We start from the raw sequence: 16,405 nt of genomic DNA on the forward strand, positions 1-16,405 counted from the left end.
TAAAAAAAGCGGTTGGATGTATTGTACATTTTCTCCTGTTCATCGCTTTTTTTAGGATTATCCTGTTGTATTTTCTTGATAAGTAAAATATTTAAATATTTTGACCACACGAACCACATCACTTGTATGCCTTGCCATTTGCACCACTTTATCAGCTTGTTCTTTACGAACTTCACCCATCAAATAGACGATTTGATCTGTTGTAACAATTTTAAATGCATTGGGATCAATAGAATCATCAGCAAAAATTTGACCACGAATTTTAGCGGTTATCCAACTGTCTTTTAATGTATTGGATACGACAGAGCTTATCTGCACTTGATTAAATAGACGTTTGTGTCCTTTAACCCTTGCTAAACGGCGGCTTAATTCAGTATGCAGTTCAGGCGTGGGCACATGCCCTGCGACTAATACATCGCCCTTAAACACAGTCATATCCAGGGCACATTGGTTGTTTTTGAAGGTATTGTCCACAGTAATTGCATTATTTACTTTAAGGTATAACGAATAATCATCGAGCTTTTTAAAAACATTATGCCTGTCATAAGCCATTGTCGCGCCCGTCCATATGCTGCCCACACCACAGCTGGACAAACCAATGAGGACCAAAACAAGCAATAGAGTAAAACGTCCTTGTTTCAACATGGTATTTAATGAATGTACTGAAAAATTTTAACCACTTTATTCACACCATTAACTCTTCTTGCTGCATCCACTGCCAGGGCTGCTTGTTGATCGTTAACGATACCCATGAGATATACCACTTTATTTTCAGTGACAACACGGATAGATCCGGATTCAAGACCTTTTTTAGCCAGTAACCGGCTGCGTACTTGGCTGGTTATCCAGCTGTCTTTAGAACGTTCTGTCAGGGGTATGGGATAACCCACTGTAATTTCATTGTATACTCGATGAACATTTGGTGTATTACGGGCGATTTTTTCCGCTAAAAGACGCAAAGATGCTGTTGGCGTTTGCCCTACTAGCAAAACAACTCGGTTAAAACTGGTTACCAGTACCCGGGAATCGCTAAATTGACGGTTGGTTACAATGGCCTTATGAATCACGTGGAATAACCTCGCATCCGCTTCCAGGGTTATGACGCCACGCCGATCATAAACCATTCCTGCAACAGCACCCGTAACCACAGCAGCAACACATCCTGTCAATAAGGAGCTTATTAAAAGAAAAATTATTGTTCTTATTCTGAAATTCATTTTTTACCCCAAAACCTGACCAAATAAAGACTGGTCAATTAAATCACAAAAGCAATGCAAGATGAACAAGTGCATTTCACGTATCCTGGCAGAGCTTTCTGTAGCAACACGTAATTCAATGTCTTCAGGACCTAGATGGTTGGCCAGTACTCCGCCATCACGTCCGCTTAAAGCAACAGTATCCATGCCACGATCATTGGCAGCATGGAGTGCGTGCAGCATACTGTCTGAGTTGCCGGAGGTCGTTAGTAACAGCAAAATATCATTTTCTTGACCTAATGCCTGTATTTGGCGTGCAAAAACTTGGCTGTAATGATTGTCGTTCGCAGAGGAACTTAAGCTGGTTGAATCCGTGCTTAAATTAATCACTGGAAGTGAAGGTCTTTCAACTTCAAATTGATTCAGCATTGCGCTTGCAAAGTGCATGCAGTTCGCACTGGAGCCCCCATTGCCACACAATAATATTTTCCCATCTGCAAGCAAACAATTCACTAATCGTTGTCCAGCTTTGGCAATTAAATTGGATAAAGAATCAGCAAGCGCTATTTTGGTTTCTATATTCAACCCAAATAAATGTCTTACACGTTCTTCCATTTGTACCATCATATTAAAAACCTCTATCTTTTATTTTTCGTAACCTTTAATAGTCCGCTCCAAAAGCATCCTTTATCCAATTAATGGATGCTGTTTTTCCATCAATGCATACCACATCGAACCGCATAGCACATTGATGATGCTTTTTATGTTCTAACATAAAATAGGAAGCGGTATTGAGTATTTTTATTCTTTTTTTAGAGTTAATACTCGCAATGGCACCGCCAAAATTTCCTGAAATCCGCGAACGCACTTCAATAAAAACCAAATGCTCTTTGTCGCGCATAATTAAATCAATTTCACCCATACGACAGCTATAATTTTGAGTGATCAACTCGAAACCTTGATTTTTTAAATACGTTAAAGCCTTATCTTCCGCAATACGACCTTTTTCTTGAGTCTTCAATTACACTGTCTCACCTAAAGAGTGCACCAAACCTTGATTAAATTGACCCCACTCGAGAACACGAGCAATTTGCTGAGTCGGCTTTAAATATAAAATGCCGTCTCCATTCTTGGATTGATCCGCGGGGAATAATATCAATTGATTTAATTGGGTGGCTAAAGTAAAGCTATCCACACCTAGAGCATACAATCGATTGTAGCTGTTAAATTGTTCCGGCCAGTTTCGTGTGCCAGCTTGATGTGCGAAAACCCAGGGTATGTCGCAAAAAATAATACCATCAAGATCCTTATCTTTTAAGGGATTAGCACTTCCTCCATAAACACTGGCAGTCGCATAAACTGGGACATCACCAGCGTAATAGTAATTAAGCAAGGGCATAATTTGTCGCGCCTTGGAAGGGTAAGCGAGCAGAAAAATCATATCGAAATCTTGCCTGCGACCAATAAGGGGCTGGATCTTTTGTCCTAGTAATTCCCTTATCTTCTTTTCGCGTTGTTGGCTGTTGCTGATTTGCAAAAAATCTTTCATTTTTTTGTTCAAATCTTCATTCATCCCATATAAAAAACTATCAACAACTCGTCCACCACCTTGTTCCCACTGTTGCGTGAATGCTTTAGATACTTCTTTTCCCCATTCATTCCCCGGAGCAATAATTAAAGCCTTACTGTATCCTTTATTTTTTGCTCTAATTGCCACTTGAACTGCTTCATTAATTGGCGAAAGCCCAAGCGTATAGGAATTTTCCTGAAGGGGGGTATCTGCATCATTTAATAATAAGGTCGGGACTGGATGGGGCAGCGCAGCCACTGCGGCTACCTGGGCTTTTGTTAAAGGTCCAACAATATAATCGGCGCCCTCATCAAGAGCATTTTGGTACAAAGAAACGGCATCCGCTTGGTTGGTATCATAGGTTTTTAGTTGTATGGGGGCCTCACTATGATTGTTTTGATAAGCAGCCATAAAACCATCCTGTACTGCTGTCCCTGGACCCTGCAAAGGACCACTCAAAGGCAGCAGAAGCGCTATCTTTTTTGGTTGAGGATGGAGCTTATTTACCACTGAGTCCAGTGGATTCGGTAAAATTTGTTGTGCAGGATGGTTTGGGTATTGTGTTTGCCATTGTTTCAAATCGGAAACCAATGAATTGGGATGATTTTGAAACTTGTGGGAAATTAAAGCAAGCTGAATCCAACCTTGTAATTGAACATTGGATTCTTTTACAGACAAAGACTCTAATTCAGTCTGAGGGATACGGCTAAGTGTAAACCACAGGCTGCGATGATTATTGATTTTACTTTCTTCATCTAGTAACAATGAATCGAGCTTAATCCGCTCATTGATTGAAGACAATTTGTTCCCTTCATCTCGATAAGCTTGAGCAAGAAGTTCATGAAATTTAATCTGTTGATAAAGTGGAAATGACTGATTATCAGCAATATTCATCAATTTTGTTAATGCACTTTTTGGACGATCATGCATTAAGTCAATTTGCGCCAATAATAGTTTTTTTTCGTCTTGAAGTTGCGGTGATAAATCCGAAGTCTGTGATAAAATAGCCGCACCTTGTCGCAACTGACCCTCAGAAATTAAATGACCGGCGGCTTTAAATAAGGATTGTTGTTTTTCAACACCCTCTTGCTTTTGAGCCTGTCTGATATAACTCGCAGTAGGTTTTGAATATGGGTTTGCAATCTTTTTGTGTTCCCCCTTTAATACGGGTGCGGGAGCTGCTGCTTCAGGAGTTGTAACAGCTGTTGAGCATTGGCAAAGTAATGAAGAACAAGCCAATAAAAAAATAACTCGAATTGTTGCCAAAGTAGTTCGAATGAGGTCCATTTGATTTTATTAACCTATTTTTATAAATAGAAAAAGCAATTACGCTAGAGGATAAACCATGACTAACTCACTAGCAACAGGCATAGGAACTCTCTATATCGTTGCCACTCCGATTGGAAATCGTGAGGACATTACGCTTAGGGCTTTAGATGTGCTTAAATCCGTAGATTGTATTTTAGCTGAAGATACACGTCACTCATTGCAACTATTAACCTCTTTAGGCATTAAAAACAACCTTGACTCGCTTCACGCCCATAATGAAAACGATAAAACCAAATCTCTTATTGAGATGCTTTTATCAGGTAAATCAATTGCCTTAATTAGCGATGCAGGTACGCCGTTAATAAGTGATCCAGGATTTTTAATCGTCAGATCAGCGCGCCAGCATCAAATCCCCGTAGTTCCCATTCCGGGTGCTTGTGCATTAATTACTGCTTTAAGTGCAGCCGGGATTCCTTGTGATTCATTTTTGTTTCTAGGCTTTCTTCCTGCGAAACAGCAAGCAAGAAAAGCTAAATTAAGCACCTTAGCTACAGAACCACACACCCTAATTTTCTATGAATCAACTCATCGTATCTTGGACTGTCTTGAAGATATGGCTACAATTTTTGGTAGTGCATGTGAGGCAGTGTTGGCAAAAGAATTAACCAAAACTTTTGAAAGGTTTGTCTCAGGAACGTTAGCGGAAGTTAGGGGCTGGCTTTTATCAGAAGCTGCCCATGTTAAAGGGGAGTTTGTTTTACTCATTCCCCCACGGGCAAACGCTCCAAAAACTGATGATCAGGAGAGATTACTAAAAATATTAATGGAGGAGTTGCCATTAAAACAGGCAGTCGCTGTAGCATGCAAATTAGGCAATGGACACAAGAATGAATTGTATGATAAGGCATTAGCGATTAAGAAATCTATGGGATAGGGATGTATTAGACGATAGACGCATTGCAAATAATTTGCATAGGAAACCCTGGGGTACATCTTCTTGACCCAGGGTTCATCAATCTAAAAGCAACAACTGTATTCATCCTGAGAAAGGAGGAAATCCGTTTCACGCGCTTCTTCATCATTATATTCCTGGACAGGGCTTTTTAAAGCCAAACGAGTCACCTCTTTTTTACTTTCGTGTTGTTCAGAAGCGTGATAAATTTCATAAGCGACATACAATGCTGTTAATACAATACCCGCTGGCCAACAAGTCGCCCAAGTGGCAATTAATAAAGTAGGCATGATGGTATTTTTTATCATCGTGAAGATAAAATCATTTCGTGCGGATTCATATTCCGCCAACGCTACAGCATACTCTTCATCTTTAGCATATTCCAAACGCAAACTTTTCTCTTGCATTTTCGAATAGGCCCCGGAAGAAAGATACATGGCCACTGCAATAGTACATACGAAAAAACATGCGACAGCAATCCCAGGGCCAGTAAATAATAATGAAGCGGTAAACCCAAGCATGAGCAAAGAAGCTGCAGCTGCGACAAAATAAAATGTACCTTCTTTGGTTTGCCAATCAATTTCCAATTCTTTAAGTTGGCCTTGGAGTATTTTTATTTGAAGTAAACGCTCTTCTGCAGTCATACCTGGAAACTTGGTGGGATCATTTAAATCGTCCATTTCCTTTTCATAACGTTTTCTATGAATTAAATATTCTTGTTTTGCCAAATGGCACTTGTAAAGGGCCATACACACGTCAAAACCCAGAAACACTGCGGTAATCGCACCTGCTGTGGGATCCGGAATGTGGGTAATGTGATTGAAGTTCGTAAGAAAATTCACTGTAGCCCATACGAGGTCATTGGCGAAATTACAGTGGCGCTTATATAACTCTGATTTAAAACGCGAATAAGCTGAAATTTCTAAACCCGTTGCTTTATCATATTTCTCATCTTCTTTTGGAAAAAAAGTATGTTGAATCAAATAGCCGGCATCAATGATAAAACGAATTAAAAAGAGTCCCACGCTAAAATAATTAAGAACACCATTCGGCGCTTTAATTCCATTAATGATTTTATCAACATCGGTGTGAGTTCCTAAAATTTCATCGAGTTTGTCAATAAAACCTAAATCTTTTGCAAGAGAGAACCCTGAAACCAACGTGAGCCTGCAAAATACCCAGTACACCCGGCATAAGTTGGAATAAGCCACATAGTCACGAATTTGTGATAAATGGGCAGGGGAAGTCAACAAATTACGCAAGCTACTGCTCAAATAGTTTTTTAGGGAAGTAATAAATTCTTCTTCCTTTTGGGCTTCCTCTTTTTCTTTCTTCAGAATCTTTTTTATTTTGTCTTTGATTTGTTTGAATTCATCATCTTTGCTCGCTTTGCCAAATTTTTTGATGAATGATGCCTCTGAAAGTCCATTCTTATGGATATAAGCATGATGGTAAGTTTCCAAAAGGGTTACCATAAGGTAGCAATAGGACCAAAAGGCGATATACTTTTGTTCATCTTCCTCTTTTTGTTTTTGTAACAAAGAAAACAGATGATTGAATTCAGCTTCTAATTCCCTATGAGCCTCCAATAGAAAGGACTGACCTATTTTACCCGCTTCCCTTTCAATATCTTCTGGAGTCATTCGAGGTGAAGTACGGAAGTGTTCAAAAAAATTAGTCTTTATTTGAGTGATGGGATTAGGTTTGATTTTTTGTTTAGAATAAGCCAATTAACACCCCCGACTTTACAAAAATTTTACAAAGTGTCTTAGAAAGTACATTATCATTTACAATGCTTTTTGACAAGAACTTTCTGTATGTTTTTTTTACAGAATGTTTCAAATCAGTAAAGACACTGACTCGTTTCCTTATCTAGATAAAGAAAAATACAATTTATCATCTTTTAGTAATAAGAATGCTCAAAGTAAACTGATTGAGGTCTTAAATTCTTGTTATAGTGTTCCGCGATTTGCAATTTTCTAAATACACGTGCATGGGTTTAAACATTTCACACCGATGAAATTGTAGATACTCGTTTATGTTGAAATGGGACATTTCCAAGTAACTGCCTTGTACGCGCCCTATGTTGACTAAAGGGTGTGCACTACAATTCACAGCTGTTTTCCTAAGGAAGGAAAGAGTGAGACAATTATTTGCCAATACAAAAACTGGAAAAGATACGGCCTAATAAGTCGTCAGAACTAAATTCTCCCGTTATCTCGCATAAACTTTGATGCGCTTTTCGTAAATCTTCTGCCAATAATTCCCCAGCTCGATGTTCGGTCAGTTGTTTTTGTCCCATTAACAGTAATTTTTTAGCATCATCTAAAGCTTGCAAATGCCGCCTTCTTGCAAGAAAGTTTCCTTCATTGGGTTGATAGCCTGCAACATTTTTAATTAATAGCTTCAAGCCTTCAATTCCTTCTCCAGATTTCGCAGACAGATACACGGTATGGCCTTGTACTTCTGCTTTACAATTTAATGTATCAATTTTGTTAAATATGGTGATTATAGGGATTTCTGAAGGCAATACATTTTTTACTTCCTCCGATAAATCATGATGTTGTTCTAAATCATTGAGATCGACTACGAGCAAAACACAATCTGCTTTTTTCAATTCTTCCCAAGCCCTTTTGATTCCTTCCTTCTCAACCACATCATCCGAATCGCGTAAGCCTGCAGTATCAATAATATGTAATGGAATATCATCGAGTAAAATATGTTCTCTCATTATATCGCGTGTTGTGCCCGCGATTTCAGTCACTATCGCTACATCACGCCCAGCCAGGTGGTTAATCAAAGTCGATTTTCCTGCATTAGGCCTACCGGCAATCACAACCGATAATCCTTCCCGTAAAATGACTCCTTGAGTTGCTTGAGATCTTATTGAATCTAGATCACTTAGAATATTTTGCAATAAATGGGCTACTTTACCATCGCCAAGAAAATCAATTTCTTCCTCGGGAAAGTCTATGGCAGCCTCCACATACAAGCGCAAATGAATAATCTTCTCATTTAAATCATTAATTTTTTGCGAGAATTCCCCCTGGAGGGATTTTACAGCCATGCGAGCAGCTGTTTGAGAACTGGATTGAATTAAATCTGCAATGGCTTCTGCCTGGGCTAAATCAATTTTATCATTTAAAAATGCACGCTCAGAAAATTCACCAGGACGAGCCATTCGAGCACCTAATTGTATGCTGGCTTGAATGAGCATATCCAGAACAATAGGGGAGCCGTGCGCATGAATCTCAACAACATCTTCGCCGGTAAATGAGTAAGGGGCTTTGAAATAAAGCATAATCCCTTGGTCAATTAAATTTATGTTTTGATCAGAAGGTCCACCTACAGAAGATGAGTAAAAGGAACAGAAAGTAGCGACACGTGGCTGTAATATTTTATTGCCATTAAGGGATATGGCAATAGAGAAAGCTTTTGGGCCAGATAATCTGATAATGCCGACCCCACCTCGTCCGGGTGGGGTCGCTGTAGCGACTATTGTTTCAGTGGACATTTATTTTACTGTAACCAGTTTTTTTGCTGGTTTTTCATCGGAATATTTACGGGTAATATACCATTGTTGCAATATAGATAAGGTGTTATTCACAATCCAATACAACACCAAACCTGCAGGAAAATTCCAAAATAGCCCTGTAAACAGCACAGGTAAAAACATCATCACTTTTGCTTGCATCGGATCGGGCGGTGCTGGATTTAACTTTTGTTGTACCAGCATTGTAGCACCCATTATCAGTGGCAGCACATGATAAGGATCGGGCGACGCTAAGTCTTTAATCCAGAGAATAAAGGGAGCTTGCCTTAATTCCACACTTTCTAATAAAACCCAATACAAAGCAATGAACACGGGAATTTGGATTAATATGGGCAAACAACCGCCTAAAGGATTTACCTTTTCTTGTTTGTAAAGCTCCATAGTTGCTTGACTGATTTTTGCTTTATCATCGCCATAACGTTCACGCAAGGCTTGTAATTTTGGTTGTAATTTACGCATTCCAGCCATCGATTTATAACTGGCAGCAGAAAGCCGATAAAAGGCTAATTTAATTAAGATGGTCACTAAAACAATAGACCAACCCCAATTACCGATAAAATTATAAATCGCTTTCATCACCGAAAATAATACCGACGATAAAAACCATAAAATTCCATAATCAACGGTGAGATCAAGCGAAGGTGCAATATTTTTTAACACGCTTGTTATCTCTGGACCGACATACAATCGAGATCCAACCGTGGCCTGTTCTTCTGGTTTCACTGTAATGGGTTTGCTTACGGCACCGATGGTATAATCATTATTTACCGCTCGGGTATAAAATTTATTGTTGTCACTAGGATTAGGTATCCAGGCACTTAAAAAATAGTGCTGCTGCATGGCAATCCATCCACCTTTACTGTCCACATCCAGGTTTGCTTTATTCATATCGCTAAAGCTTACTTTTTGGTAGCGGTGTTTACCTGGCTCTGAATAAGAAGCACCTGTAAAAGAACCCACGTGAAATACACTGGATTTATCTTCTTTAGGTGAACTACGCAGTAATTGAGTGTTTAAGTAACCAGTCCAATCCGTATTACCCTTATTTGCAATTTTATAGTTTACATCGATTAAATAACTGCCTTTGTTGAAAGTAAATTCTTTTTTTACCTCAAGGCCTTCATTATTTGTTCCTGTCAGGGTAACGGTAAGCTGTTTTTGATCCGACTCTAACTCGTATTGTTGTTTTGGGCTTGTAAAATCCAAGTTGAGCGCTTGGACATTTTGTCCCGAAGCAACAAAGAGATTACTGTTTGCTACATAACGCTCATGGGGTTGATTTTGCAACAGAAGAAATGGTTTGTTTTTCTCATCGACGCTTTCTGGATAAGCCAGAAGCTTGCTGGAAACAACATCGCCTTGTTGCAAATCAATAGCAACATCCAAAACATCGGTTGTTACATGGATCAGTGATGCATTGTTTTTGTTTGTTTGTTCCGAACTTAGATTGATAGGGGTAGATGTGGACGTATTGGATGGTCCTGGTGTTACTTGAGGCAATAAAGGCTGCCCATTCGGTTCTTGGCTGCTTACCTGCTCTGTTGGTGCTGGTTTGGCAGGATAATCTATTTGCCAGGAATTCCAAAGTGATAAACTAACTAGCGCGAGCGCCATATACAAAATAATACGTCGAATATCCATCAATGATTCTCGTTGTTGGGGAGTACTGGATCATAGCCACCGCGTGACCAAGGGTGGCAACGCAGTACTCTTTTTAAAGCCATCCATAAACCTTTGGTTATGCCACATTGTTGGATAGCGCTTTCAGCATATTGTGAACAACTTGGGTAATATCGGCAACTTGGTTTTAACAAGGGGCTAAGTAAATACTGATACAGCTTGATGGGTAAACAAACTATTTTTCGTAACATGAGATTAATTTTTTCCATGTTTTGCCCATTCTTGCATTGATCACTGCATTTGTTTGTTTGATTAAGCCTTGTCTTGCTAAAAAAACGATATCGACTGCAGGTAATTCTTCTTGCCTAAAGCTTTCTCTTAACAGCCGTTTAATACGATTTCGATCATGAGCCTTTGCTATCATTTTTTTTGATAACGCCAGCCCAAGTCGTGCATAACCTAAATTATTCTCTCTAAAGAGAATGACAAATTCGGATGTTACTAACTTTATAGGTTGTTCAAACACATGATTATAATCTTTTTTTGTTAATAATCTTTGTGTTTTTTTAAATGCATACACTTAAGCAGATAAACGCTTACGGCCTTTAGCGCGACGACGCTTAATGACTAATCTACCTGCACGAGTTGCCATACGCTCACGAAAACCATGATCACGTTTGCGTTTTAAGTTACTGGGTTGAAAGGTACGTTTCATGATGAACCTGTTAATAAAAATTATGAGGTTGGCAATAATAGAGAACTTTTTTTCTACTGTCAATTTGAGTCTTTGATTATTTTTTGTCTCTTTTCTCTTTTTTTCAGAATTTGATTCACGAACGTGTTAATAACTACATTATTTTATATTTTTATATTTTTGTTTGTTATTGTGTTTTGATTTTGTGTTGATAAGTCTTAATTATTAATTAAAAACAAAAACTTACAGTGTATCAAACTATGTTTGTAAGCTCTTTTTTTTCCTGTGATCAAATTGTATGTATTTATAATTTTTGACTTATTCACTACTTTATTATCATCTTATACGCTACATTTGATCCCGTTTATTCATAGTTAACTTGATCCAATGTGTGCTTATTTTATTCTTATTATTTTGTTATTGGGATTAAACCCATTCTCTTTGGTTGATTTTTTAGGTTAGGAATAATTATGATTTTAAAATCAGCTTTAAATGGTATCGGAACCGGTGCAGGGGTTGCATGGCCATTTTTCGGTATTCTTTTTGCTGTAGTTGGGGGATCAGTTGCCAGTTTTCTTTCTTTAGCTCTGGGAATTGTTTCAATAACCTTATTTATTTCAGTTGGCTTTCTTATCTTTTATCTGTCTTATCAAGAACAAAAGACCTTAGAACAAGAGTTTCAACAACAATTTATTAAAAATAAAACCAAATTATCTATAGATATTCTTGATTATATAAAAAGTATTGAACAGATATATTATTATGAAAATCCTGATCTAAGTTTCAATGAATTCTTTAAAATCAAGTTAGATCGTGATCTGATTCAGATAGGTCGTATGGATAAAACTTCTTCTTTATACAAAATTTTATCCATAATGAAAGAAGAATATGAATCAAATCAGAGCCTTCCAAAAAGCGAATGTATCCTGCAACGAATTGCGCATCTATCAGAGGACCAACCTGTCCCATTATATACAAAAATAACTCCTTCATTTTGTGCTTTTGTAGGTGCTTTCGGATCTTTAGCCGGATGTAGCGCCGGGATTTCGGGTTTGCTTACAGGCATTGGTGTATTTACAAGTTTTGCTGCTTTTCCCCTATTAGGATGTGGTATTTTGGCATTTGCCTTAATCACAGCAACGCTTTTAGCTTATGAGGTATTTCTGAGTTCAGAAGAAGATTTTACAAAAAAGCAGAATAATAAAATGATGAAAGAGATGCACCAACAACTAAGTAAAGCTACTTTGGAGCGTCTCATCAATACAACCTATGCTTCTAAATCTTTATTAACACCCGGCGAAAATGAACAAATCTCGGATCAAAAGAACCAAAATATGCCGACTTGTCTTTTTACCCTAATCAAGCCGGGGATATCTTTTTTTAATCATGAAAAAATGAATCCTTTGCTGAACCACACAGTTTATGATGCTTATTATTCACTATAGAACTATAATAAATGGTTTTTTAGGTTATTCAGGCAGGTTTTAAAAAAATATCCACACTTTTTTTGTGGATAACTTTTCTTTATCCGAAAGGCTGAGTATAATTACTTCGCAGCAGCACCTTAGTGAATCGAATACTACTATTTCACTTCATGCACAGTAATTTCATGCTTAATTAACTTGCTGTCCAGGTACTTTCAGTGGCATATTTAAATGCTGTGGCTAATTAGTTTTTACATTCTTTTTACCACCCTTCTTTGATGAGGAGTTATGTTGTGTCAGCATCTGTTTGGCAAAAATGTTTAGGTCTATTACAAGATGAATATTCTGCTCAACAATTTAATACCTGGTTGCGTCCTTTACAGGCTCATTCAGATGAGCAACGTTTAATATTATTTGCACCCAATCGTTTTGTTGTGGATTGGGTAAAAAAACATTTTTTTTCGCGTATTGAAGAGCTTATCAAGCAATTTTGCGGCGATGAAATCAAATCTATTTCTATAGAAATTGGAAGTAAAACTTCCACTGCAGATTCGGATTCGAGTTCTTCTGGATCATTTTTGCCTGAAGTAACTACCTCTGCCCCAGTCAGTTCCAATGCAATCAAACTGGGCCCTAAGAAAGCAGTTGATTATAAAAGCAGTCATTTAAACAAAAAGTTCGTTTTTGAAAGTTTTGTCGAAGGAAATTCCAACCAACTTGCCCGTGCTGCTTCCATGCAAGTTGCTGAACGGCCGGGGGATGCTTATAACCCTTTGTTTATTTATGGTGGCGTGGGTTTGGGAAAAACGCATTTAATGCATGCGATAGGTAATTCCATCTTAAAGAATAATCCTGATGCGAAAATACTTTATTTACACTCCGAACGTTTCGTTGCGGATATGGTTAAGGCAATTCAAACGAATTCAATTAATGAGTTTAAGCGTTTTTATAGATCTTTAAATGCCTTGCTTATTGATGATATCCAGTTTTTTGCAGGAAAAGATCGCTCCCAGGAGGAGTTTTTCCATACTTTTAATGCTTTATTGGAAGGACAGCAACAAATTATTTTAACAAGTGATCGCTATCCAAAGGAAATTGAAGGCATGGAAGAGCGATTAAAATCCAGATTTGGTTGGGGATTAACTGTTGCAGTAGAACCCCCTGAGCTTGAAACCCGTGTGGCCATTTTAATTAGTAAGGCAGAACAATCTAATATTGAATTGCCCTACGAGGTTGCTTTCTTTATAGCAAAACGAATCCGTTCAAACGTAAGAGAGCTCGAAGGAGCGCTGCGCAGAGTAATTGCAAATGCCCACTTTACCGGTAAACCGATCACGATTGAATTTGTTCACGAAGCATTACGTGATCTTTTGGCATTACAAGATAAGTTGGTAACCATTGAGAATATTCAAAAAACAGTCGCTGAGTATTATAAGGTCAAAGTGGCTGATATATTATCAAAGCGTCGAAGCCGTTCTATTGCCCGGCCACGCCAGATGGCGATGGCCTTAAGTAAAGAATTAACCAATCATAGTTTGCCGGAAATAGGCGATCATTTTGGAGGCCGCGATCATACCACAGTGATTCATGCATGTAGAAAAGTTAAAGAGTTGATTCAAGATGATAGTGATTTTGCGGAAGACTATAAAAATCTCATGCGTATTTTATCTTCCTAATGCATGAAATATCAAAGGTGAATTTTAAAATCTTGCGAAACCTTCGATCGCTTCATCCGCATATTCAGCTTCTTACTGAATTGTGAAAGCTGTCAATGATACAGTTTAAAACATGCAGACAAATGGTTTATAGTCTTTTTGGCATGGATCAGAACACTAGAATGATCTCAAAAATGATGCTGGTTGTGATAACATGCAAATTTGTAAAAGATTGTATTTTTTTCGTTATTTAAGTGAATATGGAGTTCTATCTTGTTTAAATTCGCTATAAAAAAAGAGAATTTACTCTCACCGCTACTCGCAGTAGCTGGTGCTGTCGATAAGAAACAATCTTTAGCTATTTTGTCGAATTTTTATCTGAAACTATCTGATGGTACTTTGAAAATCACTGCGACGGATTTAGAAATTGAAATTTCAGCTCAGGTTTCTTGTGAATCAGGGGAAGATGTTGGAAGTATCACTGTTCCTGCAAAAAAGTTTATCGATATCATTCGTTCACTGGATGATGAACCTAGCCCTAATATCATAGTGGATAAGGGGCTATTAACGATAAAGCAAGGGCGCAGCTCTTTTAAATTAACTACTTTACCGGCTGAAGGTTATCCTCTCAGTGAGGATGAGTGCAATGAAGTAGAGTTAACCATTCCCCGATTGATTCTACTGAAATTATTGCAGTCGACCCATTTTGCAATGGCGCAGCAAGACGTTCGCGTGTTCCTGAATGGTTTGTATCTTGATTTTGAACCTCATCTTATTTCTGCTGTTGCTACTGATGGACATCGTATGGCCATTTGTCGCTATCCATGTGCCAATGACAGTGACAAAAAGTTGTTACTTCCCAAAAAAGGAATCCAAGAGTTGCTACGGCTCCTTAATGGTATTGATGATGAAGACGTCTTATTGGCTGCAGGTAAATCACATTTCAAATTGATATCTCGTCAGTTTACCTTTTTATCAAAGTTAATCGAAGCGCGTTTTCCACCCTATACTAAAGCGATCCCTAAAAACCAGGACAAGCAAATCATTATAGATTGTTCTGTTTTTAAACGTGCTTTATCAAGAATTGTTATTCTGGCTCATGAAAAGTCAAGAGCTGTAATGCTTCATTTACAGCCCGGAATGTTAACTTTAATTGCGAATAATAATGAACAGGAAGAAGCCGTTGAATCCTTGACTGCAGAAACTCAGGGTGAAGAATTAAAAATAGGATTAAATGCCAATTACTTACTTGATGTACTGTCACACTTTAATGAAGGACAAATTCGCTTGTCCTTATCGAATACTGACAGCAGTATTCTGATTGAGTCAGTGGATGTGGATAATTATCAGTACATTATAATGCCTATGAAAATATGATTCTTACTGAATTAAAAATTCATTATTTAAGAAATATTACCACGGCAAACCTGTTTTTATGTCCACGGTTTAATTTTATATATGGTCCAAACGGAAGCGGTAAAACATCAATTCTTGAAGCACTTTATCTTTTAAGCTGTGGCCATTCCTTTCGATCTCGTGAAATTTCACCAGTTATCTCATATGATTACCACACTTTAACCGTATATTCACGCTCCCAGGATCAGGGATCAATTAGTATACAAAAATCAGAGTCCGAACCTACCCAAGTAAAACTAAATAACCAGTTCTGTTCTACCACGAGTCAATTGGCTTATGCTTTACCTTGCCAGGTTTTTTATTCTGATATTTTTCAAATTATTGATGCGGGGCCTTCCGAACGTCGGAGTCTATTAGATTGGGGACTGTTTCACGTGAAACACAATTATCTATCTTTATGGAAAGAATATCGAAGAGTCCTAAAACAACGTAATGCACTTTTGAAGCAGCATGCTCCAGCCCATCATTTTATTCCGTGGAATAATCAACTCTCTCAATTAGCAAACCAACTCCATCAGTTAAGAGATGCGTATTTTATTCAATGGGAACAAGCTTTTCATAATGTATTAAAACAATTGAGTCATCTCGATTGCTCCATCTCCTATTATAAAGGATGGGATAAAAAAAATACGGGTAAAGATTTATTACAGGTTTTAGAAGATAATTTGGCCAGTGATCAGCAAAAATCCTATACCCAATATGGAGCGCATCAAGCGGATATTTTGATTGAAATAAATCAAAATAAGGCGAAACACGTTCTATCTCGAGGCCAACAGAAGATTATTTTAATTGCCTTACGACTGGCGCAAGCCAATTTATTAGACAAAGATTGTTTGTATTTGTTTGATGATCTTATTGCTGAGTTGGATGAAGAACATCAAACAAAAATCATGAAAGTTCTTTCAGAACGTAATGGCCAATATGTGATTACTTCTACTTGTTTTCCCAATCATCTCATTTCAAGTATTTCAAATGAAAGCTTCAATCTTTTTCAAATGGATGAAGGATTTATAAAGTCCGATTAAATGTTTCACGTGGAACATAAAAATGCTGAAA

The 16,405-nt window shown here is 37.8% G+C and carries 16 protein-coding genes; 5 read left to right on the plus strand and 11 right to left on the minus strand.

The window, feature by feature from the left end; all coding sequences use genetic code 11:
• Positions 1–57 precede the first annotated feature (57 nt).
• Genes BU07_RS0113165 through BU07_RS0113185 form a run of 5 tightly spaced genes read right to left on the minus strand, consistent with a single transcriptional unit; the run spans position 58 to position 4,053 of the window.
• Entirely contained in the window at positions 58–645 is a 588-nt protein-coding gene (locus BU07_RS0113165; protein WP_031566747.1) for a BON domain-containing protein, read from the minus strand.
• A 5-nt stretch (positions 646–650) separates the two neighbouring features.
• Positions 651–1,217: a BON domain-containing protein gene (locus tag BU07_RS0113170; protein ID WP_031566748.1), complete on the minus strand. Its 567-nt coding sequence runs from the start codon at positions 1,215–1,217 to the stop codon at positions 651–653.
• A gap of 3 nt (positions 1,218–1,220) precedes the next feature.
• Positions 1,221–1,820 carry a D-sedoheptulose-7-phosphate isomerase gene (locus BU07_RS0113175; RefSeq protein WP_031566750.1) on the minus strand — a complete coding sequence of 200 codons (600 nt, stop codon included), beginning with the start codon at positions 1,818–1,820 and terminating at the stop codon, positions 1,221–1,223.
• A gap of 37 nt (positions 1,821–1,857) precedes the next feature.
• Positions 1,858–2,217 carry a YraN family protein gene (locus tag BU07_RS0113180; RefSeq protein WP_031566751.1) on the minus strand — a complete coding sequence of 120 codons (360 nt, stop codon included), beginning with the start codon at positions 2,215–2,217 and terminating at the stop codon, positions 1,858–1,860.
• Complete coding sequence (locus BU07_RS0113185) at positions 2,218–4,053, minus strand: penicillin-binding protein activator (RefSeq protein ID WP_031566753.1); 1,836 nt, start codon at positions 4,051–4,053, stop codon at positions 2,218–2,220. It lies immediately after the preceding gene.
• A gap of 58 nt (positions 4,054–4,111) precedes the next feature.
• On the opposite strand from BU07_RS0113185, the gene rsmI reads away from it, so the two are divergent.
• On the plus strand, positions 4,112–4,969 hold the full coding sequence (gene rsmI / locus BU07_RS0113190) for a 16S rRNA (cytidine(1402)-2'-O)-methyltransferase (RefSeq protein ID WP_031566755.1): 858 nt from the start codon (positions 4,112–4,114) through the stop codon (positions 4,967–4,969).
• 83 nt (positions 4,970–5,052) lie between these two features.
• Here rsmI and BU07_RS0113195 read toward each other — a convergent pair whose 3' ends face one another.
• The 6 genes from BU07_RS0113195 to rpmH all read right to left on the minus strand — a co-directional run bounded on the left by BU07_RS0113195 (position 5,053) and on the right by rpmH (position 10,875).
• Complete coding sequence (locus BU07_RS0113195) at positions 5,053–6,717, minus strand: hypothetical protein (RefSeq protein ID WP_115262314.1); 1,665 nt, start codon at positions 6,715–6,717, stop codon at positions 5,053–5,055.
• Positions 6,718–7,136: 419 nt separating this feature from the next.
• The gene (gene mnmE, locus BU07_RS0113200) at positions 7,137–8,501 is read right to left on the minus strand and encodes a tRNA uridine-5-carboxymethylaminomethyl(34) synthesis GTPase MnmE (RefSeq protein ID WP_031566759.1); all 1,365 of its coding nucleotides are present in this window, start codon (positions 8,499–8,501) and stop codon (positions 7,137–7,139) included.
• Positions 8,502–10,181, minus strand: a complete 1,680-nt coding sequence (gene yidC / locus BU07_RS0113205; protein ID WP_031566761.1) for a membrane protein insertase YidC — start codon at positions 10,179–10,181, stop codon at positions 8,502–8,504. It abuts the gene before it with no gap.
• Positions 10,181–10,429 (minus strand): membrane protein insertion efficiency factor YidD, encoded by a 249-nt coding sequence (gene yidD, locus BU07_RS0113210; protein ID WP_031566763.1) that lies wholly within the window; start codon positions 10,427–10,429, stop codon positions 10,181–10,183. Before yidD ends, yidC begins: the two co-directional genes overlap by 1 nt.
• Positions 10,396–10,740 carry a ribonuclease P protein component gene (rnpA, locus tag BU07_RS0113215; protein WP_031566765.1) on the minus strand — a complete coding sequence of 115 codons (345 nt, stop codon included), beginning with the start codon at positions 10,738–10,740 and terminating at the stop codon, positions 10,396–10,398. The genes yidD and rnpA overlap by 34 nt, the downstream gene beginning before the upstream one ends.
• Positions 10,741–10,875 (minus strand): 50S ribosomal protein L34, encoded by a 135-nt coding sequence (gene rpmH, locus BU07_RS0113220; RefSeq protein ID WP_006869475.1) that lies wholly within the window; start codon positions 10,873–10,875, stop codon positions 10,741–10,743.
• Between the two features lie 449 nt (positions 10,876–11,324).
• Between rpmH and BU07_RS0113225 the strand changes: the two genes are divergently transcribed.
• From BU07_RS0113225 to recF, 4 genes are all read left to right on the plus strand, one after another.
• Entirely contained in the window at positions 11,325–12,299 is a 975-nt protein-coding gene (locus tag BU07_RS0113225) for a hypothetical protein (protein ID WP_051635587.1), read from the plus strand.
• Positions 12,300–12,571: 272 nt separating this feature from the next.
• The gene (gene dnaA, locus BU07_RS0113230; protein ID WP_031566770.1) at positions 12,572–13,954 is read left to right on the plus strand and encodes a chromosomal replication initiator protein DnaA; all 1,383 of its coding nucleotides are present in this window, start codon (positions 12,572–12,574) and stop codon (positions 13,952–13,954) included.
• 252 nt (positions 13,955–14,206) lie between these two features.
• Entirely contained in the window at positions 14,207–15,310 is a 1,104-nt protein-coding gene (dnaN, locus tag BU07_RS0113235) for a DNA polymerase III subunit beta (RefSeq protein WP_031566772.1), read from the plus strand.
• Positions 15,307–16,374 carry a DNA replication/repair protein RecF gene (gene recF / locus BU07_RS0113240; RefSeq protein WP_031566774.1) on the plus strand — a complete coding sequence of 356 codons (1,068 nt, stop codon included), beginning with the start codon at positions 15,307–15,309 and terminating at the stop codon, positions 16,372–16,374. The genes dnaN and recF overlap by 4 nt, the downstream gene beginning before the upstream one ends.
• Positions 16,375–16,405: the final 31 nt, after the last annotated feature.

The organism is Legionella wadsworthii DSM 21896 = ATCC 33877 (assembly GCF_000701265.1).
In the GTDB taxonomy this organism is placed as follows: Bacteria; Pseudomonadota; Gammaproteobacteria; order Legionellales; family Legionellaceae; genus Legionella; species Legionella wadsworthii.

Coding starts and splice junctions, on each gene's coding strand:
- BU07_RS0113175 (WP_031566750.1), bottom strand. CDS start 1,820: ATGGTACAAATGGAAGAACGTGTAAGACATTTATTTGGGTTGAATATA.
- BU07_RS0113165 (WP_031566747.1), bottom strand. CDS start 645: ATGTTGAAACAAGGACGTTTTACTCTATTGCTTGTTTTGGTCCTCATT.
- yidD (WP_031566763.1), bottom strand. CDS start 10,429: ATGGAAAAAATTAATCTCATGTTACGAAAAATAGTTTGTTTACCCATC.
- BU07_RS0113170 (WP_031566748.1), bottom strand. CDS start 1,217: ATGAATTTCAGAATAAGAACAATAATTTTTCTTTTAATAAGCTCCTTA.
- mnmE (WP_031566759.1), bottom strand. CDS start 8,501: ATGTCCACTGAAACAATAGTCGCTACAGCGACCCCACCCGGACGAGGT.
- yidC (WP_031566761.1), bottom strand. CDS start 10,181: ATGGATATTCGACGTATTATTTTGTATATGGCGCTCGCGCTAGTTAGT.
- BU07_RS0113185 (WP_031566753.1), bottom strand. CDS start 4,053: ATGGACCTCATTCGAACTACTTTGGCAACAATTCGAGTTATTTTTTTA.
- recF (WP_031566774.1), top strand. CDS start 15,307: ATGATTCTTACTGAATTAAAAATTCATTATTTAAGAAATATTACCACG.
- rsmI (WP_031566755.1), top strand. CDS start 4,112: ATGACTAACTCACTAGCAACAGGCATAGGAACTCTCTATATCGTTGCC.
- BU07_RS0113225 (WP_051635587.1), top strand. CDS start 11,325: ATGATTTTAAAATCAGCTTTAAATGGTATCGGAACCGGTGCAGGGGTT.
- rpmH (WP_006869475.1), bottom strand. CDS start 10,875: ATGAAACGTACCTTTCAACCCAGTAACTTAAAACGCAAACGTGATCAT.